This window comes from Flavobacterium sp. RHBU_24 (assembly GCF_046613695.1).
GTDB lineage: Bacteria > Bacteroidota > Bacteroidia > Flavobacteriales > Flavobacteriaceae > Flavobacterium.
The window spans coordinates 212875-233777 of the sequence record NZ_JBKJHD010000004.1 but is presented as its reverse complement, the minus strand read 5'-3'; the positions used below and the strand labels follow the sequence as shown (position 1 = coordinate 233777).

Annotated in this window: 17 protein-coding genes and 1 other RNA gene; 7 read left to right on the top strand and 11 right to left on the bottom strand. The window is 44.1% G+C overall.

Annotated features, from left to right (window positions below; all coding sequences use genetic code 11):
• From ACLI09_RS06720 to ACLI09_RS06700, 5 genes are all read left to right on the top strand, one after another.
• Window positions 1-1518 (top strand): RagB/SusD family nutrient uptake outer membrane protein, encoded by a 1518-nt coding sequence (locus ACLI09_RS06720; protein ID WP_411418828.1) that lies wholly within the window; start codon window positions 1-3, stop codon window positions 1516-1518.
• Window positions 1519-1523: 5 nt separating this feature from the next.
• Window positions 1524-2402 (top strand): hypothetical protein, encoded by an 879-nt coding sequence (locus tag ACLI09_RS06715; RefSeq protein WP_411418827.1) that lies wholly within the window; start codon window positions 1524-1526, stop codon window positions 2400-2402.
• Between the two features lie 109 nt (window positions 2403-2511).
• Window positions 2512-3960, top strand: coding sequence for a glycoside hydrolase family 30 protein (locus ACLI09_RS06710; RefSeq protein WP_411418826.1), 1449 nt, complete (start codon window positions 2512-2514; stop codon window positions 3958-3960).
• A 27-nt stretch (window positions 3961-3987) separates the two neighbouring features.
• The gene (locus tag ACLI09_RS06705; protein WP_411418825.1) at window positions 3988-7251 is read left to right on the top strand and encodes a carbohydrate-binding protein; all 3264 of its coding nucleotides are present in this window, start codon (window positions 3988-3990) and stop codon (window positions 7249-7251) included.
• Entirely contained in the window at window positions 7248-7937 is a 690-nt protein-coding gene (locus ACLI09_RS06700) for a hypothetical protein (protein WP_411418824.1), read from the top strand. Before ACLI09_RS06705 ends, ACLI09_RS06700 begins: the two co-directional genes overlap by 4 nt.
• A gap of 64 nt (window positions 7938-8001) precedes the next feature.
• Here the strand turns inward: ACLI09_RS06700 and ACLI09_RS06695 are convergent, their stop codons facing one another.
• The 4 genes from ACLI09_RS06695 to ACLI09_RS06680 all read right to left on the bottom strand — a co-directional run bounded on the left by ACLI09_RS06695 (window position 8002) and on the right by ACLI09_RS06680 (window position 13783).
• Window positions 8002-8409, bottom strand: a complete 408-nt coding sequence (locus ACLI09_RS06695) for an OB-fold nucleic acid binding domain-containing protein (RefSeq protein WP_411418823.1) — start codon at window positions 8407-8409, stop codon at window positions 8002-8004.
• Window positions 8410-8531: 122 nt separating this feature from the next.
• Window positions 8532-9974 (bottom strand): MFS transporter, encoded by a 1443-nt coding sequence (locus tag ACLI09_RS06690; protein ID WP_411418822.1) that lies wholly within the window; start codon window positions 9972-9974, stop codon window positions 8532-8534.
• A gap of 304 nt (window positions 9975-10278) precedes the next feature.
• The gene (locus ACLI09_RS06685; protein WP_411418821.1) at window positions 10279-12375 is read right to left on the bottom strand and encodes a glycoside hydrolase family 97 protein; all 2097 of its coding nucleotides are present in this window, start codon (window positions 12373-12375) and stop codon (window positions 10279-10281) included.
• Window positions 12376-12565: 190 nt separating this feature from the next.
• Window positions 12566-13783, bottom strand: coding sequence for an NAD(P)-dependent oxidoreductase (locus tag ACLI09_RS06680; protein ID WP_411418820.1), 1218 nt, complete (start codon window positions 13781-13783; stop codon window positions 12566-12568).
• A 197-nt stretch (window positions 13784-13980) separates the two neighbouring features.
• Here ACLI09_RS06680 and ssrA point away from each other — a divergent pair.
• Together ssrA and ACLI09_RS06670 are read left to right on the top strand one after the other, a co-directional pair.
• Window positions 13981-14380, top strand: a transfer-messenger RNA (tmRNA) gene (ssrA, locus tag ACLI09_RS06675).
• A gap of 343 nt (window positions 14381-14723) precedes the next feature.
• On the top strand, window positions 14724-15434 hold the full coding sequence (locus ACLI09_RS06670; RefSeq protein ID WP_411418819.1) for a DUF1080 domain-containing protein: 711 nt from the start codon (window positions 14724-14726) through the stop codon (window positions 15432-15434).
• 525 nt (window positions 15435-15959) lie between these two features.
• Here ACLI09_RS06670 and ACLI09_RS06665 read toward each other — a convergent pair.
• From ACLI09_RS06665 to ACLI09_RS06635, 7 genes are all read right to left on the bottom strand, one after another.
• Window positions 15960-17381 carry a B12-binding domain-containing radical SAM protein gene (locus tag ACLI09_RS06665; protein ID WP_411418818.1) on the bottom strand — a complete coding sequence of 474 codons (1422 nt, stop codon included), beginning with the start codon at window positions 17379-17381 and terminating at the stop codon, window positions 15960-15962.
• A gap of 25 nt (window positions 17382-17406) precedes the next feature.
• Window positions 17407-17733, bottom strand: coding sequence for a hypothetical protein (locus ACLI09_RS06660; RefSeq protein ID WP_411418817.1), 327 nt, complete (start codon window positions 17731-17733; stop codon window positions 17407-17409).
• 70 nt (window positions 17734-17803) lie between these two features.
• The gene (locus ACLI09_RS06655) at window positions 17804-18352 is read right to left on the bottom strand and encodes a sugar transferase (protein ID WP_411418816.1); all 549 of its coding nucleotides are present in this window, start codon (window positions 18350-18352) and stop codon (window positions 17804-17806) included.
• Between the two features lie 9 nt (window positions 18353-18361).
• Window positions 18362-18796 carry a hypothetical protein gene (locus ACLI09_RS06650; RefSeq protein ID WP_411418815.1) on the bottom strand — a complete coding sequence of 145 codons (435 nt, stop codon included), beginning with the start codon at window positions 18794-18796 and terminating at the stop codon, window positions 18362-18364.
• Between the two features lie 142 nt (window positions 18797-18938).
• Complete coding sequence (locus ACLI09_RS06645; RefSeq protein WP_411418814.1) at window positions 18939-19601, bottom strand: DUF1361 domain-containing protein; 663 nt, start codon at window positions 19599-19601, stop codon at window positions 18939-18941.
• A gap of 55 nt (window positions 19602-19656) precedes the next feature.
• Window positions 19657-19953 carry a winged helix-turn-helix domain-containing protein gene (locus ACLI09_RS06640; protein WP_411418813.1) on the bottom strand — a complete coding sequence of 99 codons (297 nt, stop codon included), beginning with the start codon at window positions 19951-19953 and terminating at the stop codon, window positions 19657-19659.
• 2 nt (window positions 19954-19955) lie between these two features.
• Window positions 19956-20558, bottom strand: a complete 603-nt coding sequence (locus ACLI09_RS06635; protein WP_411418812.1) for a hypothetical protein — start codon at window positions 20556-20558, stop codon at window positions 19956-19958.
• Between the last annotated feature and the right edge of the window lie 345 nt (window positions 20559-20903).

Here is a 20903-nt window from a genome sequence, read left to right as displayed (position 1 = left end):
ATGAAAACAAGAAATGTTAAGTTATTTAGTACAGGTATAGCTACACTGTTGCTGTCTGTATCCTGTAGCAATGATTTTATTGAGCAAACCCCCACGGGCCAGGTAACGGAAGCAAATTACTACAAGGATGCTTCACAGGCGTATGCCGGTGTAGTATCGGTATATGACATTATGGGCAAGCACTCCGGCGGATTTGAAAACATGGTGGCCATGTTTAACGCAGGGTCAGATGATTTTTATGCCGGTGGCGGTAACGCCGGAGACGGCGCGGGCATCCAGTCGTTCTCAAATTACAGCATTAACGAGGCCACTATACCAAGGAGCTTTTGGGGCGATTACTACCAGGGTATCTTCAGGGCCAATACTCTTTTATCGCATTTAGAGGCGGTACCGATGGATGAGGCGCTAAAATCAAGGTTTAGGTCAGAAACAAAAGCGCTAAGGGGCTACTATTACTTTCAGCTGATACTGATGTTTAAAAGCATCCCGCTCATTACAGAGCCTCTTTCTCCAGAACAGTTTTTAAGTGTGGAACAGGCCACCCGTGAAGCGGTTTGGGCACAAATAGAGCTCGACCTTACAGAAGCCGCCAATGACCCGAACCTGCCAAATACACTTAATAACACTACTGAAGGCGGGCGCCTTAGTAAAGGGGCTGTAAAAGCCATATTAGGCAAAGTATATCTGGAGCAGCACAAAAACACTGAAGCTGCCACGGTATTTGCCGAAGTAAACGGCACACCGGGCGGTACAAGCCAGTACGGCTACCACCTGCTGTCAAACTTTGCCGATCTTTGGATAACTGACAATAAATTCAATAGCGAGTCAATACTGGAAGCCACACACACCCAAAAAAGCCATGCCCTGTGGGGTGACGGACAGTTAGGCTTTAACACCGAAGGAAATATATTAAACATAATGATGGGCCCGCGCGGCTATGCACCCGCAAACGGAGGCCCGGACTATAAATCGGGATGGAGCTTTAACCCTGTTACGGTAGACTTATATACCTTTATGCAGGACGACCCACGTTTTGACTCAACCGTCGCAGATTTGCAGGCGTTAGTTGCAGGAGGCCAGGCCAGTTACACTCCGGGTTACAAGGATACGGGGTATTTCCTTAAAAAATTCATGCCAAAAAACGCTGACCTTTCTGCTGAAGCAGGGGCACCCGAACTTAACTACAGGCAAAATTCGTATGTTATACGCCTTGCCGATACGTACCTGCTTGAAGCCGAGGCGCTCAACAGTACAGGCCCGCGCGCCCAGGCATTGCTTGATGCCGTTCGCGCACGTGTAGGCCTTGCCTCTGTACCTGTAACACCGCAGGCTGTTGCCGATGAGCGCAGGAGGGAACTTGCGGGCGAAGGCCACCGCTTCAGGGATCTTGTACGTACCGGAAGAGCTGCTACTGTACTTGCGCCGCGTGGATTTGTAGCAGGTAAACATGAGTTTTTCCCTATACCGCTTCTTGAACTATCTAATACATTAATCGAACAGGATCCTGCATATCTATAATAATTATGAAATTACATACATTAAAAATTTATTCGTTAGGAATTATAGCTGCTATCGCGGCTACAGGCTGCTCGCCAGACGAGGTTAAGAGCGGTAATGCCATGACACAGGGCGATCCGGATGCGAGTTTTACGGCAACTACTACAGACGGCAACCATTATGCTGCTACCGCCGCACAGGATGCGGATATACAGTACCATACATGGAAGGTGCTTACACCAAACACTACCGATACTGAAACCGAAGCCAGAGGTGCAGCTACAATGAACTTTACATTCCCTACACCTGGTACCTATACCATTATACACAGGGCGGTAGGGTATGTAGCAGGTATAAATACAGTATCACAACAGGTAGTTACCATTACTACATCACTTATCGGCCCTAACCTTATCCAGAGCCCTAATTTTGAAAGTGCTGCCGACTGGGCAACCTTTAACACTTCGGGTACACAGACCGTAACCTGGACCATTGGCAGCAACAGCGCTACAGCAAATGGAGGTGTGGTGGATGGATGGTCTGGCCAGGGCATTTACCAGGCAGTAGAATTAGAGGAAGGCAACTATATTGTAGATATGCACGTAGAAAGCCCCGGAGCTTCAGACCTTATGTGGTTCCAGTTGTTTATAAAACCGGTACAGCCGGTAAACGGCACCGATTACGGCGGTGACCCTGAGGCTATACTTGGCCTTAACACATGGGCGGGCTGCGCTACTGCCGCTTTTAACGGAATGCTTAGCCAGGTAGGTTGTGTGGGTTCAGGCCAAAATGTTAGCATCCCTTCGGCGGGAACCTATTATTTTGTAATCAAAACAGGCACGGGCGCTAACAATGGTGTCAACAATATCACTGTTTCTGATGTGTCTTTACGTAAAGTAGGATAATAATATTTGGGTTAGTTATAAATAGCCTGTATTCGTAAATGATGCAGGCTATTTTTTTAAAATTTAAATCATCAATGCGGGTGTTGAAAACACCGGTAAAAATTTAAAAATGAAAAAGAATACATTTATGGCCTCCCTGCTTTTGATGTCAGGTATCATACTGGCGCAAAACGGGCAAACAAAAAGTTATAAGGCCGCAGGAAAAAATGTTACGGTATATACCACGGCCGAAAACACTGAATTCAGGCTTACAAAATCAGGCACGGCAGCCTTTGGCGACAGCAAGCAGCCGCTTGAAACCGAGGTATCTGTTTTTATAAGCCCGGATATTACTTTCCAGTCTATTATGGGCATTGGCGGCGCCATTACCGACGCAAGTGCAGAGGTATTGGCAAAACTGCCTGCTGATAAGCAAAAAGAGCTTATAAACGCTTACTATGATACCGATAAAGGCATTGGATACTCTATCATCCGTACAAACATACACAGCTGCGATTTTAGCAGTGGCAGCTATACCTATGTTAAAGAGGGCGATAAAACCCTTAAGTCATTTGATATAAGCCACGATAAAAAATACCGCATCCCTATGATAAAGGATGCCTTAAAAACTGCGGGTAACCACGTTACCGTATATGTAAGCCCGTGGAGCCCCCCGGCATATATGAAAGACAGTAAAAACATGCTTAAGGGGGGTAAACTGTTGCCGGAATTCCGCCAGCTTTGGGCCGATTATTATGTTAAGTTCATTCAGGCGTACGAAAAAGAGGGAATCCCAATCTGGGGTACGACCGTACAGAATGAACCCATGGCCACACAAACCTGGGAATCCTGTATTTATACTGCCGAAGATGAGCGTGATTTTCTTAAAAGCTATCTGGGGCCTACCATGGCTAAGGCATTTCCTGATAAAAAAATAGTGGTATGGGACCACAACCGTGACCTTATGAACCAAAGGGCAAACGTAATATTTAGCGACCCGGAGGCTTCTAAGTACGCATGGGGTACGGGCTTCCATTGGTACGAAACATGGGCAGGAGGTAAACCAATGTTTGACAATACCCGCAAGGTACATGAGGCTTACCCGGATAAAAACCTGTTGTTTACCGAAGGCTGTGTAGAAAACTTTAACGCTGCAAAATACCAGTTTTGGCCAAACGGCGAGCGCTACGGCGAACAGATGATAAACGACTTTAACAACGGCACTACAGGATGGACTGACTGGAACATTTTACTGGATGAAAATGGTGGCCCTAACCATGTAGGCAACTTTTGCTTTGCACCCGTGCATGCTGACACTAAAACCGGACAGCTCATTTATACGCCATCATATTACTATATAGGCCATTTTTCTAAATTCATACAGCCTGAAGCGAAACGTGTAAGCTCGGCGGTAAGCCGCAGCATGCTGCAAAGTGCTTCATTCATCAACAAAGATGGCAAAATGGCTACTGTAGTAATGAACTCAAGCGACAAAGCAGTTGCTTACAACCTTATAATAGGTACAGATAAAGTAAATCTCTCTATACCCGCGCATGGAATACAAACGCTGGTATATTAATACATAATAACGTAAAAAAAAATAATTATGAAAAAAATACTATGCGCTTTGCTGGTACTGCTGTCAATTCCTGCTTTTAGCCAGGGATTTTTACACCAGCAGGGGCAACAAATAGTAGATGGCAACGGCAACCCTATATTACTTAGGGGATTAGGCCTGGGCGGCTGGATGGTGCAGGAGGGCTATATGCTGCAAACTGCATCGTTTGCCGGGAGCCAGCATGAAATAAGGCAAAAAATAACCGACCTTATAGGGGCGGCAAATACCGAAACGTTCTATCAAAAATACCGCGATAACGGTATTACAAAAAGGGATATCGACTCACTTAAGGCATGGGGCTTTAATTCTGTAAGGCTGCCCATGCACTACAACCTATATACGCTGCCTATAGAGCAGGAGCCTGTAGCAGGCCAGCAAACCTGGCTTGACGAGGGCTTTGAACGTACCGACGCGTTGCTGCAATGGTGTGCCGATAACCAAATGTACCTGATACTGGACATGCACGCTGCACCGGGCGGCCAGGGAAAAGATGCAAACATATCTGACTACGACCCCTCTAAACCTTCATTATGGGAAAGCGAAGCAAATAAAACAAAAATGATAGCCCTGTGGCGTAGGCTTGCCGACAGATATAAAGACAGCCCGTGGATAGGCGCTTATGACCTTATAAACGAGCCCAACTGGGCCTTTACAGGAACCAACCAAAACGGCTGCGACGAAAACTCTAATACGCCGCTGCGTAACCTTATGGTTGCTATAACACAAAGCATCCGTGAGGTTGACACTAACCACATGGTGATTATAGAAGGCAACTGCTGGGGTAATAACTACAATGGCATATTCCCACTATGGGACGATAATATGACTATGAGTTTCCACAAATACTGGAACGGTAACGACCAGGGGGCGATACAGGGTCTGCTTAACCTCCGCAACCAGCATAATGTACCGTTATGGCTGGGGGAAAGCGGGGAAAACAGTAATGTTTGGTTCCGCGATGCCATAAAACTTGTAGAAAGCCTTAATATAGGCTGGGCATGGTGGCCCATGAAAAAAGTAGAAAGCATAGCCGGCCCTGCCGATGTTACAAAACCTGCCGGTTACCAGGCGCTGCTTGATTACTGGGGCGGCACTGGTGCGGCACCATCTGTAGAGGCCGCTACTGCTACACTTATGCAGCTTGCCGAAAATTACAAATTACAAAATACTACCATAAAACGGGATGTTATTGATGCCATGTTCCGGCAGGTACAAACCGATGACACTAAAAAATACAAGCCCCATCCTATACCGGGCAAAGTATATGCTACCGAATATGACCTGGGCACTAACGGCTTTGCTTACAAAGATAACGATGTGGCAACCTACCATAGCGGTGGCGGCACGTATACCGCATGGAACCAGGGCTGGGCAATGCGTAACGACGGTGTAGATATACAGGCAAGTACTGATTCGCCCACAAACGGTTTCCAGGTGGGGTATACTGCCCCTGCCGAATGGCTTGTGTATACCCTTACCGCGCCCGATGTTACCGCTTATGATATAGACATACGCTATGCGGGAAGCGGTAAAATTCACTTTGAAGATGCTGCAGGCAGGATATCAGAAACCATTACCCTGCCTAACACGGGTGGTTGGGATACCTGGGGTACCGCATCCCTTACTGATGTGCTGCTGAAGGCCGGAGATAATAAGGTAAAATTATATATCGACGCATCAGGCTTTAACCTTAATTACTTCGAACTTAAAAACCCTACAGCATCCACAGCTGCGGTTTTTAAAGTTATCGATGCCGGTACAAATGCACTGGGCGATAAAATTACGGTATCATTTAACAAAAGCCTTGCCACTGGTATTGATTTTAACGCAAGCGGCCTCAGCTTTAAAATTAATGGAAATGTGGTAGGAATTTCAGGGTTTACACAAAATGCCGATAATAGTTTTACGTTTACAACAGCCACGCCTGTAAGCAATGGCGATGTGGTAACCCTTACTTACGCGGGTACAAATATTATTGCCAATGATGGCACGGCACACGATCCTTTTACCGATAAGCCGGTTACCAACCGCGTGGGAAACGTTAAGCAAATACCCGGAACCGTACAGGCAGAAGATTTTTATGCCAACAATGGCCTTGAACTGGAGGCCACTACCGATACCGGCGGCGGTCAGAACATAGGCTATACAAGTACCGGTGATTACCTTGACTACCTGGTAAACATACAGCAAACCGGTAACTATAAAATAGAATACCGCTACGCATGTGGAAATAACACACAAGGCCAGCTAAAACTACAGCTTATAAATGCCGAAACCCTGGATATAGAAACAGTAACTTTTGGCGGTACGGGAGGGTGGCAAACATGGCAGACTAAACTTTCGCAGGCACAGCTTCCGGCGGGCAGGTATTACCTGCGTGCCCTTATTATGGCTCCGGAATTTAACCTGAACTGGATACGCTTTACCTATATGGACGCAGATGCGGATTTTGACGGCATACCGGACACCGCCGACCTTTGCCCTAATACCCCTGACGGCAGTGTTGTAGATTTTAACGGCTGCGTACTTTATACCCTGCCACAAAATAACTTTGCTGTAGCTGTGACGTCTGAAACGTGCAGGAGCAGCAATAACGGTAGTATAGCGGTAACAGCTGTGGCAAACCACAATTATACGGCTACCCTTACCGGTACCAATTATAACCAGAGTGCACCTTTTACGGTAAATACAACATTCAGCAACCTGCAAAGCGGTAACTACCAGTTGTGTATTACACTTGCCGAAGCTCCGGCCTACAGGCAATGTTTTGATGTATTTATTGATGAACCGACAGATCTTGCTGTGCTATCGCGGGTAGCAGCTACAGAACGTAAGGTAGAGCTCGACCTGTACGGCGGCGAAAAGTATACAATAGATCTTAACGGCGAAAGTTTTGTTACTTACCAAAATACAATAACTCTTAACCTTAACCCCGGCGAAAATAATATTACCGTAACAACGGATAAAGAATGCCAGGGTATTTACAGGAAAGCTATATTGCTTGACGCAACAGCAATTATTTACCCTAACCCGCTAAACGGTAATATGGTATATATAGCAGCCCCTAATTCGGCGGAAAATAGTGTTTCGGTACAGGTATTTAATACTCTTGGCGAAAGCGTGTACAGCCGCATATACGAGCCGCAGAATGGTGAGCTTACTGCCGACCTTTCTAACCTTTCGCAGGGTGTATATATGATACGCGTAGTTTCCGGAGGTTATACCGCTAACTCAAAACTTGTAAAACAATGAAAAAGATAATTTTTATACTTGCCGCGGCCTCAATAGCGCTGGGTTGTAGTAAAGACGATAAAAACGATGGCGGCGGCACCGATAATACAAACGCCGCCGTGCTCTCAGCACCCGCTAACAATACTGAGTGCCTTACAGGAACAACTGTTTCGGCTACTGAAAGCAGCATTACCTTTACCTGGGCAGCGGCAGACGGTACCGAAAAGTACTTCGTGTATGTTAAGGATCTTGCGGCACAGGGAGCATTTGTGCAGTACCCCGCGGGCACGGCCACCTCGCTTGATATAACCCTTAAAAAAGGTACGCCTTACTCATGGTATGTAAGTGCCAAAAAATCAAGCGGTAATGTAAACAGTGAAACCTGGAAATTTTATAACGCCGGCAGCCCTGTTACTACCCATGCGCCTTTCCCCGCCGAGGCAGTAAGCCCGGTAATGAGCAGCACTGTAAACGGACCCACCATTACATTGCATTGGGCAGGCAGCGATATTGATAATGATATTGCGGAATACAATGTTTATATGGATGGGAACGCAAACCCCGCAACGATATTGAATACGGTTACCGTACAGCAATTATCCGCTGTACCGGTAACATCCGGAGGTACTTACTATTGGAAAGTAGTTACGGTAGATACTGCCGGAAACCAGACAGCTTCGCCGGTATACCAGTTTAAGGTATATTAGGAGGCTACGTTTTTTGTGAGTTGATGCTCCCCGAAAGGGGAGCATTTTTTTTACCCTGTTTTTATTAAAATGTTTCGGCTTTTATGGTATGTCTATCGCCTACCATATAGTGTTCGCCGGTTACTTTTATTTTATCGCCCGTATTTACCCTTCTGAAGTTTTTAGGGTCTTTCATGTTCGGAATACTGATTACCACATCATATAGTTTGCCATCCATATCTTTAATGGTTGCGGTATAGCCATCTTTGCCATTGGCTATAGCTGTTACTTCACCTTTTATAGTTATGGTTTCATTTTGTGTAACTACATCCTCCGGCTGTACGGGCGCCGTAGTATCTGTGGCGGCAGTAGTGGTGTTGTCAACTTCTGTAGCAATGGCCTCGTGGGTACTATTATCTTCCGCAGCTTTATCCTTACACGCCGCTAACGTTAGCAATGCCACACCGGCTGCAATCATCAATCTCTTTTTCATATTAGTTTAATTTAATTTGTAAGGGCAAAGTTACAGCTTTTAAAAACTTGTATATGTTATTAAAAACAAAAAAACCGGCTGCTGCCGCAACCGGTTTTCTATAAATTTATTTTTAATGCAGGTTAGTGCCCGCCAGCACTTACACGGTCAAAGCTAATGCCCTGCCTGCTAAGGATACCCTTAACGGTAAAAGCATAGAATGCAAGGTAAGCAAAACATACAACACCTACTATGTAGCTGCTGTGTATGCCTATAATACCGGCAACCCAGCCCTGTAAAAGGCTTATAATACCGCCGCCCATAATCATCATGATAAGGAAGGTACTGCCTTGGGTGGTTTTTTTGCCAAGCCCGCTAACAGCCAGTGTAAAGATGCACGGCCAGAGCGTACTACAAAACAAGCCAACACTGGTAAAGGCATAAACGCTTACAATGCCTTCGGTAAACATACCTATTAAAAGCGCTGTTATGCCCAGTAATGAAAATAAGCCCAGCATCGTAGCAGGGTTACCTTTACTAGCAAAGTCGGCACCAATAAGAACCACAATAATAGCCGCATAGATATAGAATGGTGCAAGGTCATGGCCCATAATGTAGTTAGCACCCAGGAAAACGCCAAAAGCAAGGTACGGAGCAACTATTTTAAGTATGGTTTGTGCCGATTTATCGTTGGTAAATGCTTCAACTGCACCACCCCAGCGGCCTATCATAAGGCTGGCCCAGTATAATGATATATATGGAGCTACCTCGCTGGTTGCAAAGCCAAGGCCGTTTTCAAGATAGGCAGGCAGGTTACTGGCGGTAGAAACCTCTACACCCACATACAGGAATATGGCCACCATGCCCATAACAAGCTGTGGGTATTGCAGCGCAGATGTTTTAGCTTTACCGGCAACAACGTCAGTCACTACTTCTTCCTCCAGTTCCGGGTGGTTAGGCAGCGATGAAAATTTTAGCAGTAGTGCCACAAGAAGAAAAGCGGCCCCAAGTATAAGGTAAGGCGCTTTTACGCTGTTAAGGTCTACGTCTGTAGATGCTCCCGTAGCGGAGCCAAAAATGGCAAAGCTTACAATAAGCGGCCCGATGGTTGTACCAAAATTATTGATGCCGCCAGCAAGTGTAAGGCGCTGTGAACCTGTTTGTATAGGCCCAAGTGCGATCGCTAATGGGTTAGCTACCGTTTGTTGTAACGAAAAGCCAAGGGCTACAATAAACAATCCCGAGAGCATTAACGGAAATGAAGCCATCTCTGCAGCCGGGTAAAATAAAAGCGTACCCATTGCTGAAATACCAAGCCCCAGGGCAAGCGAATTTTTATATCCAAGGCGTTCTACGATATCTTTTTTGGTGGCAGCCGAGATACCTATGTAAATAATTGAGCCTACCGTATAAGCAATGTAAAAAGCAAAAGAAACAAGCTGGCTTTGCCAGTCTTCCAGGCTGAACGCCTTTTTAAAAACAGGGATAAGGATGTCGTTGCTGGCAGCGACAAAGCCCCAGAAAAAGAATACAGTGACCAGCGGGATAAATTGGCCCCATTTGGTTTGTGCGTTTGATGAACTCATAGGTTTGGATTAAAGGTTAATATTTAAAAATGTTTGGGTTACAATATAAATTGCCGGCATACCTTCCCGGCACTCCTAACGGTAATACTACATAAAACCGGTGTTTGCACAGCAACATAGCTATAGCACGAATTTAAACAGCATCAGTATAGGGACTGCTAAAATAATATTCATTTTTTCCATAAACGATAATTAAGGGCGGTAATTTTTCATTTTTTTGCCAAAATAAAAAATATATCCCTATTTGGCGTAATGCTACTCCTGTTTGAGGCACACCCTAAGGTGTTTGTGCCCATTTATAAATTTAATTAACGGGAACAAAACTTACCGCTGTGCCGCCCCCTGGCGCCAGTTGTAGCTTAAGTCTTGATTTTGAGGTTACCATTTGTGTGTCGATAGCGTAGCTGGCAGGGTTGTTTTTCCAGTGGGCATTTTTACCATCATGGTAAATAACCGCCTTGTATCTTTTTCCAGGTGTAAGAAAGTCTAGCGCAATTTTGCTTTCGCGCGCGTTCTCATCGGTAATAGCACCTAAAAACCAGTTTTCACTACCCTTTGCCTTGCGTGCTATGGTAATATAATCGCCCGGTTCGGCTTCCAGCACTTTGGTATCCTGCCAGTTTACCGCTACATCTTTAATAAACTGAAACGCATCAGGATGTTTTTCATAATTTTCTAACAGGTCGGCGGCCATTTGCAGTGGGCTGTACAGCGTTACATAAAGCGCCAGTTGCTTTGCCAATGTAGTTTGCACCTGCTCTGTAGCGCCCGGTTTGTATGCACTCATCTTTATCTCGAATATGCCCGGCGTGTAGTCCATAGGGCCACCAAGTAATCGTGTAAACGGCAATATGGTTTCGTGGGACGGAGGGTTGCCGGTACTCCAGGCGTTAAATTCGTTGCCCCGGGCAGCCTCGGCGGCTATGTAATTAGGCCAGGTGCGATGCACACCGGTGGGACGTGAAGATTCATGCGAATTTACCATCAGCCTGTAATCAGCAGCACGCCTTGGCACGTAGTTAAAATGGTTTACCATGGTTTGCCCGTCGTGGTATTCGCCCCTGGGGATAATCTTGCCCACATAGCCGGTTTTCACAGCGGGGTAACCGTATTGTACCATATTCTCCAATGCCCTGTCTAGTTGGCGTTCATAGCTTGCCACCGAACCCGAGGTTTCATGGTGCATAATCATTTTTACGCCCTGTTGCCTGGCATAGTCGCTTATCGCCTTAATGTCAAAATCAGGGTAGGGGGTTACAAAGTCAAATACTTCTTCTTTCCAGTTGCCGTTCCAGTCTTCCCAGCCGGTGTTCCAGCCTTCTACCAGCACGCCGTCAAAGCCATGCTTTTTTGCAAAGTCGATATAGCGTTTTGTGTTTTTTGTGTTAGCACCATGGGGAACTTTTATTGCTTCTCCCGATTGCTGGTTTTGCGCGTTTTGCGAACCCGAATAATCCCACGTTGACTTACCCACATGCATTTCCCACCAGATGCCTACATACTTCATGGGTTTTATCCACGAGGTATCGTCAATTTTAGAAGGCTCATTAAGGTTGAGTATCATTTTTTGGGACACGATAGTACGCGCATCACTGCTTACCATAACCGTGCGCCACGGGGTGTTAAAAGGGGCTTGCAGGTAGGCCGCATCGCCCAAGGCATTTGGCACAAGGTGGGCTTTAAGTGTAAAGTTGTTAACATTTAAATCAAGGTGCATAATGGGGTAATTTATAACCGCAGCCTCAAAGATATTTATGTACAGCCCGTTATCTGCTTTAAGCATCAGTGGCGATTGTATGGTATACCTGCCACCAACCGATTTAAGGGCAATACCATTGTTTAGGTTCAGCTTGTTGTTATCTATAGCATTCAGGCGGGTTTCGTTATATACATATTCCTGGCTGTCAAAATCGCCGGGAATCCAAAAGGCTTTATGGTTACCCGTAAGGTTAAACTGGGTTGCCTCTTTTTCTATTATAAAGTAATTAAGGTTGTCCTGTTTCGGGAACTCGTACCTAAAACCCACACCTTCGTTAAACACACGGAAGACGATGTCCATGTTACGTTTGGTTGATTGCTGTACAAGGGATACCCTTAATTCGTTATGGTTGTCCTTAATTTCTGATACCTCGCCCAATACGGGTTTCCAGGTGTCATTAACAGTAGTGGTTTTAGTAGTGGTAACTATAAAATTTTCGTCAAATGGCGGAAGGTTTTTTAAGGTAAAGCCCAGGTAGCTGTCTATAATTACGGCCTGGCCTTTGTAGCTAACGGAGTAAAGAGGCTTGCCCGCCGCATCTACTTTAAATGTAACACTGAGTTCTTTAGAGGGGGATTGTACGGATTGTGCATAAGCAATTGAAAGCACAAAAAATAACAGAAGTAATAACCGAGGTCTCATGTTTTTTAAAATTTCATAAATATACACAGATTTAGATTGTTTATAATATGATATCTATATTTTTGAGGTTTTCTTTTAATATAAAAATAACTAGAGATAAAAATTTAAATAGTAACCTACTTTTCAAGTATTACAAAAAAGGCCGCCCGGGAACAGGCAGCCTAATCGTAGTTTATCTTTCAATTTGTCTCTATATATGATGCGTATTTTCTTGTACGTATCCGCTCAGGTATTTAAACCGTTCTGTAAGTTTGCCGCCTTCGGCAATTTTAGCACGGGCAAGTATGCCATTTGCATCACCATTAAAAAAAGCCGGGATTACATGTTTTGCAAACATTTCGCCAAAGCCCTCGCTGGCATCGCGGGGCAGCTCACACGGCAGGTTGTCTACCGCCATTACCACAATGGCCATAGGGTGGTGTATATCGGTTTCCTGCCCGTTAGACGGGTTATAGCCATATAATGGCTCTGCAATGCTGGATGCGCGTAGAGTGCTGGCCACCGGGCCGCCCACATCACAAGATATATCTGCCACTACCTTAAGCCTGCACCTGGCATCGCGCAGCATATCCGCAGTAAGTATATCAGGCGCGTTATTGCCATGAAAATGCCCTGCAATAAACATATCGGCTGCATTAGCATACTTGGCAAAATCAGATACAAAATCTTCAGGATGTTTAAAAAAGTCAGTATTATTTATGGCGGGGGCACCGTCTTTTTTGCAATTATAATTAAGCACATCAAGCTGGGTATATACCGGCCCGCTGTATTTTTTTGCCAGGAAGTTTTCGGGGCTTACCTCTTTTACCCGCATGGCATCGAGCATTTCCTTAGCGCCCATACCCACTTTGCCTTTGCCTGTAAGCACAATTTTAATAGGAGGGAGCACCAGCCTTTTAAGGCGTGCTATAAGTGCGGCCTTATCTGCCAGTATTTCGGCCTTGGGTAGGCTATGCAACTCATACTTCAGCCCAAATGCCCTAAATGCATTATAAGTACCCACCAGCCCGGCATACCTGCCAAACCCTATAAGGCGGTGGTTGGTTTCGTCGGTAACCGTTTCATGGTCGTACAAGGTTATATCATTATCGAGTATCGCCTGCAGCATTTTCTGGTTATGCTGCTGCTTTTTTATGGTATGTGAAAAGAAGAAATATTTTTTGCAGGGTATAAGTGCATCAACAGGTACTTCTTTAACACCAATGAGCACATCGCAATCAACCAGGTTATCGCTAAGCTCAAATCCTGCTTCTGCATATTCCCGGTCTTTAAATATTCTTATGTCAGACGGTTCTATTATAACTTCAATACCCGGATACTGCTGTGTTAGTTTTTGTAATTCCTTTGGAGAAAAAACCACCCTTTTATCCGGTGGGTTCTTACGTTCTTTTAAAATTCCGATTTTCATAGCGTAATAAATAACTTTTTGTGATATTAATTCATTTTTGGTTTGATTAAATTAATTAATATCACATTATTGATTTATAATATTACAAAAATAACAATTATTTAAGACGAGCACAATTTACCAATGTTAATTATTATAATTATATTTGCAGGCTTTTTGGTATTATGTTTGCTTTACATTATACCAAATTATTTTCTGGGGTCGACTGGTTTTGACAGCAGGCCGGAGTGAACAGTAAGCACGCCGGGAAATGGAACTGTTCCCGCATATCATTTGTTCCGAACATTTAAACGGCGAAAATAACTACGCTCTTGCTGCTTAATTCTGAACTAAAGTAAGAATAAAGCCACGTCCCTGCAAGGCAGGGAGGCGGGATCCCTCTGAAAAGCCCTGGTTTATGGCGTTTCGAATAGAGGGACCGTAAATATAAACCTGGGGGTTTCTTTGCTTCGCGGGAGCCCTGAGAAAACAGGAGATAAGTAGTATGTGGCTGTTTCTGGCCAAGCATACTATCGAAAAACTAATCAGGAACTAAGCGTGTAGAAAGCTCTTTGCTTCCTTGTTTGGACCCGGGTTCGATTCCCGGCGACTCCACATAAATACAAATAACGCCTTTGGAATCCAAGGGCGTTATTTTTTGTTAAAATGCTTTAGAAATTGCTTAGCCTAATTTTTTATTGTCTCAAAATAAATCTCAGTTTATTAAAATCTGATTTATAATATTCTGTTTTTGCGTACTATTGTAAAAAATTGTGTGTAATTATTACGGTATCGTATTTCATCCATACTGAAACAGATGTGTTTTAACGTGTTGAAAATCAATGGTTTTTTATATTTAAAAGTAACCAATGTAGATGATGTAAATCAATTTGTAAAACACGATTATAGAGAAGGCTGGAAAGTCTAAGCTTTTAAATTATTAAATTAAATAGAAAGAATCATGGTAAAAATTATAACAACAGCCTTACTATTCACTTTTTTACAAACCGTAAATGCCCAGAGAGGTTTTAAGCCTGTCTTTGATGGAAAAACTACAACAGGCTGGCATACGTATGGCAAAACTTCTGCCAGTGCGGGCTGGAAAGTAGAAGGCGGGGTCCTGCATTTTGACCCCGAAGCCGCAAAAAATGGTCAGGGAGGCGACTTAGTAACCGATGCAGAATATGAAAATTTTCATTTAAAATTAGACTGGAAAGTAGCATCAAATGCGAATAGTGGTATTATTTTTTATGTAAACGACAATCCAGAAAAATATAAAAGCACTTATGAAACAGGTCTTGAAATGCAGGTTTTAGACAACGATGGTCATCCTGATGGAAAAATAACCAAACACCGTGCAGGAGATTTATATGATCTAATTCAAAGCAAATCAGAACCGGTTAAGCCTGTTGGCGAATGGAATACGGCTGAAATTGTTTGTAAAAATGGAAAACTTACTTTCGTTTTAAACGGCATTATTATTGTTGAAACCGTACTTTGGGACGATAACTTTAAAGCACTCGTTGCAGGAAGTAAATTTGCTGCCTGGCCAGGTTTTGGGACTTTCAAGAAAGGTCATATTGCTTTACAGGATCATGGTAATAGTGTATGGTATCGCAACATTTCCATTAAAGAGTGGAAAAATATAGAAACTACAACAGGCCGTAATTAATTACTTCAAAAAACTAGTAACGAAAAAACAATCTCGATTTATGAATGCAACAATTGGTATTAACTTATATGGAATGATGTTTCTGTAATTTTTTATGTAGATATATGGTTTGGCATAGTAGTTTATTTTTAGCGAGCAATTTAAGCGCTTTGATTTGAAACCGCTGCTGTTTTTCAACCCAACCCTGGGGGCTACAGCTATTTTAATAAAGAGAAAATTTTAGTTGCATTACATATAGCAGGTGCCTTTGTAATGTGATGTATTGCTTGAATTATGCAACTGGCGTTGTTGTTTTCGAATTTATACTATTTTAAGGTTTCTAAATAAGTCAAAATAAGTATTAAGTGTTCGATAGAAATCCCGCTCACTCCACTTTGACGTTTTTAGCGTCTTGGGAACACCCAGTGGAAAACAGAGTAAATTCTTTAAACGCTAGAAAACCTGCAAATCTGAACGTTTGCAGGTTTTTTTGTTTGTAGTTTCAGTGTTTAGATGGTAAGAGGCTTTCCACAGTAGCGTTAGGGATTAAAAAAGTTCTGTGGTAACCACATGTTTTTCATTTTTGATATCTGAAATTTGTTTGTTTTCAGCATTTACCTTACTCAGTATCGATTCCAGCACCGGCAGTATGGCGTTAAGGTTTTTTGTTTTGATCAGGAAATTCCACATGGGTTCAAACTTTTTCCAGCCGCCGCTGTAAAACAGGTGCTTTAGCTTGTGCTTGTGTGATTCATGGCTCATACTCGCCTTAATTATGTTTTGCCAACTGTAAAATTCTTTGTACGCCCAGTCATAGCCATCTTTTAGCTCCTGCGCGGTAAGCTTTGTGGTTTGGTACACCACGTTCCGGGTGTCATACAAATCCCAATTGTGGGTAAGTATACGGCCCTGTTTGTCCATATCGTTATAAAGTTTTGTGCCGGGATAAGGGGTCATGATATGGAAGGTACTTGTGGTTATAGCGTTTTGCACACCCCAGTCTACAGTGCGCTTAAATACGTCTTTATCATCATCATCCAGCCCAAAAACAAAACTGCCGTTTATCATGATGCCTAATGAATGCAGACGGTTTACGGCTTTTACATAATCTTTTTCAAGGTTTTGCTTTTTATTACTCTGTTTAAGGTTAGCCTCAGAAAAGGTTTCGAAACCTACAAACAGACTACGAAGCCCTGCATCGGCGGCTTTTTCAATCAGGTTGCCGCGCAGTATGCTGTCTACCGTGGCTGCCCCCTGAAACACGCGGTTCATGCCTTTCATTCCCTCAAACAGCGCGGCGCCAAATTTTGTGTTACCCAGTAAATGGTCATCCAGAAAGTAGAGGTGGCGGCCGGGCAGGCGGTCTATCTCTGCCAGTGCATCATCTACCTGTTGGGTATAAAAGCCTTTGCCTCCTTCAAAAAAAGCATCTTTATAACAAAAATCGCAGTGGTGCGGGCAGCCACGGGTAACTACTATTGAGTTTGGTACCAGGTAGCGGCTGCGCTTTATAAGGTCGCGCCGTATGGGCGGAATCTTATCCAGTGTGCGCACGGCTGAAAAGTAGGACTTTTTAGGGTGCCCAGCCTTAAAATCCTTTAAAAATTGAGAAAAGGTTTCCTCACCCGGACCCAGGAAAATAGTATCAGCATGAGGTGCGGCTTCCTGCGGGAGCGAGGTAACATGCAGCCCGCCTAAAATTACGTAAGCCCCGTTTGCACGGTAATGGTCGGCTATGGCATAGGCACGGTAGGCATTGGTAATGTATACCTGAATGATTACCAGGTCAGGGCTGTCATTAAGGTTCAGCGTTTCCACATGCTGGTCCTGCAGGTCTATTTCATCGTCCGGGGAAAGGTAAGCTGCTAATGTAGCCAGCCCCAGGGGAGGGAAGAGGCTGTATTTTATAGGCCTCCAAAAGGGGCTTTCGGCTTCAGCCAACGCGGGGAGAATCATTTTTACCTTCATACTTTTTGTGTTTTTAAGTTAGAAATCAGTTTAAAAAGGGTGCATGGGCGCGCGCTAAGTATATATATACATAAGCTACGGGGATATTGGTAAGCAAAAGCAATAACCTGTAGCCAAATTCTTTTTGATAAAAAGGGTGTACACTGGTCATTATCAGTGTATGTACTACAGCCACAATGTTTATAAATATGGCAACGGCTGCAGTACCCACTACATAGTCGCTGTTATAATAGTCCCACTCGGTATTGAGCAGGTAAAACAAGAGGCAGGTGCCGTAAAAAAAAGTGGCTGCCCATACCACTACGGGCAGCCACAAAAGGAAGGTTGGTTTGAAAAGGCGTTGTTTTTCCATAGCGAATTTTTTAGTTGTTGGTTATCGGTTGATGTTTGCTGGCTAGTGCCATACTACGGGGAGTATTAATTCATTTTAAATGCTTCTTCTTAAATACCCTGCGCCGCACCCTGGTTTTGCCAAAAACATTCATAAGGAATGAGAGGCCAATGATGGCGGTATCAAGGATAACCGATTGCCTGCTGATATATTGGCAATCCCAAAACCACGACGTTTTGCGGTGCTGGCCGCCATAAAGCTGGGCCAGGCCGGTAATACCCGGCTTTAGCTGCCAGCGGCAGGCATGATAATTGTCATTCCAGCTTAACCTGTTTATATCATGCTGTGTTAGCGCCCGTGGCCCCACGATGCTCATGTCACCATGCAGCACATTAATAAACTGTGGCAGTTCGTCAAGCCCGCTTTTGCGTAAAACAGCGCCTATAGCTGTAGGAACGCCGTTAACGAGCGTTTGGAATTTCAATATTACAAAGGGCCGCCCCCTTATACCTATGCGTTCCTGCCGGAATAATATGGGGTGCCGGTTCCTGAACCTTAGCAGTAATGCTATAGCAAGGCAGGGTAACGCAAAAAGAATAAGTGCTACCCCGGAAAAAATAATATCTGTTAACCGTTTCATACTGCTTAATTACCGTATCATAAACGTTTCCCGTACACGGTCAATAGGCAGGTGCAGCAGCCTCAGGTGGTCTACGTCATAAAAGCGCAGCGCGGCTTTCCCATCTTTATATTTTTGATGGAAGTAGGCTATTTTGTGAGGCTTAAGCAACACCCCGGCTGCCATGGCGGTAAGCCTGCGCAGGCCAAAACTGCCGTTGCCCAAAAGGTAAAACTGTACGGCAATATCATCGGTAAAGCTAGTGCTGCCCGCTATGAGCAATTGCAGCGCATCATCATGGCTGGCATATACGTTCTGTCCGTAATTGGTACGCAGTAAAAAACGCCCAAGCTGTTGCCCCAGTGTTCCTTCGGGATACTTAATAAGGTTCAGGGCCGTAAGCTTTGGATTGTTTCTTTCGAACTCAAGGCGCACTTTTTCAATTTTTTTTTTCATTGTTTCCATAATGGGAGGGGTTTATTTCACTTTGAAATTCAAAGTAGATGGGTAAATTTTTTTTAGTTGTTTCACAGAGCAGTCACAGAGATTTACAGAGTGACTCATGCACCAAATCTCTGTGGACCTCCGGTGCCTCTGTGCGACAATCTTATCTCTTAACCGACTTATACAAATCAAACAGCAAATACTGAAGTATACCAAAGCCTATTGTAATACCCCAGGCGGGCTTACAGGTTTCGGCGGCAAACAGGCTCAGCCAGATATCGCCTGCAAGCGATAAGGGCCTGTGCAGCACGTCCCAGCTGTTATAGCGTAAAAAACGTCCCAGGTATAGCCCAAAGCCACTCAGGAAACAGATGGCGAGCATGGCACTCCCGGCCATTTTACGGTTGAATTTTGCACTAAGCAGTATATAGATGTTTTTCATAGAGGCAAGCCCGATGAGCAGCCCGCTAAAGGTAAACGACGCCAGTAGCAGTACATCATACCATACCGGTACCGGTGTTTCTTTTTTAAGGTGCACAAAATCGGTTATCAGGTAGGGGGCGTTGGGCAGCAACAACAGCCAAACGGTTAGGGCAGGGGCGAGCCAGTACCAACGTGATAGTATGCGTTGCGAACTGATGATGAGTATGCTCATGGCCAGAGGGGTATAGGCCAGAAACAAATTCCAGGCAAGGAACAGGTAAAAAATACTGTGGGTAATTGTTACACGTACCAGCAACAGCGAGATGCTAAAGGCTGAGAGTGCCAGTGCAACAGCGTTATCTCTAACCGGTTTGCTCATTTTGAGTTTGATTGTCGTATTCATGTTTAATTTTATTAAAGTACTTTGAAATTCAAAGTAATGTTATAAAAAAATAGTATTAGTTTTTTGATATCAGTTTTTCAAGCGCGTTAATATGGTCTTTAAATGCCTTTCGGCCTTCTTTAGTTGCCATGTAGCGGGTGTTAGGCTTTTTGCCGATAAACTGTTTTTCTACCATAATATACTGTTCTGACTCAAGGGCTTTAGCATGGCTGGCGAGGTTACCGTCTGTTACGCCCAGCAATTCTTTAAGCGTGTTAAAGTCGGCATACTCATTTACCATAAGTATGCTCATAATGCCCAGCCGTATACGGTGGTCAAACGCCTTGTTTATATGCTGTAAAATGTTTTTCAAACCTATTGCTTATGGTCGTATTTAAAGTACATTATGGTGCCGTACAGTATGTGGCATACGCCGAAGCCCAGTGCCCAGAACTCCAGCCCATAGCCTATGGCATAGGTTGCTATAAGGCCGATTATTATAACTGTAATACCCAAGTAGCGCACATCGCGCAGCGTGTATTTACTGGCATTTACACAGGCCAGGCCGTAAAATATCAGCGTTACAGGTGCTATAAGGCCGTAGTGGTGTGCTTTTATTAGCAACAGGGCAAAAATGCCACCCGTACCCAACGGGATAAGGAAGTTTGCGGCAAGCCTGCGGCTGGTGGCGTCCCAAAGCGACTCGCCGTGCTTTTTAGCCTTTATATAAGACATAATTAATGCCGTGCCTACCGAGAGTGCCAATACTGTTGCAAAAATAACTATGATAAGCTTAAACTCATAACTTTCGAGCGTGATGTAGCTGTACCTGTCCTTTACGAGGGTTTTTGCCGCAAATGCGCCCCCCAGCGCAAAAATGCCTGCCAGTATGCCCGACAGGCCGCTCAGCGAAATGAACTGCGAGGAGCGGTCCATCATCTTTTTAATGTCGCGGATGTCCTTTAAGTAATCTTCCATTTTTAAAGTACTTTGAATTGCAAAGTAAAATAATATTTTTCAAACAGCAATGCGGAATGCAGTTTTTTATTTAAAATTTAGAGATTGAAAAATTCTGTGCCGCACAGTAGAATTATCTAAAAACCCGGTTATTTAACAGTCCAATTACTAGATGTCGGGTATAAAATTTAATAGTCTGTATTGCAATAGTTTATAAAAGTTGATTTTCCGCTACTTTTATCTTAAAAAGTGTAAAACGTTAAAGATAAAGTGTAAAATGTGGAGTATAAAACAGGACTTTGCGAAAGCGGCAATTACTAATCAAAAAGTCGAACAGTCGAACAGTCGAATAATCCAACAATTGAA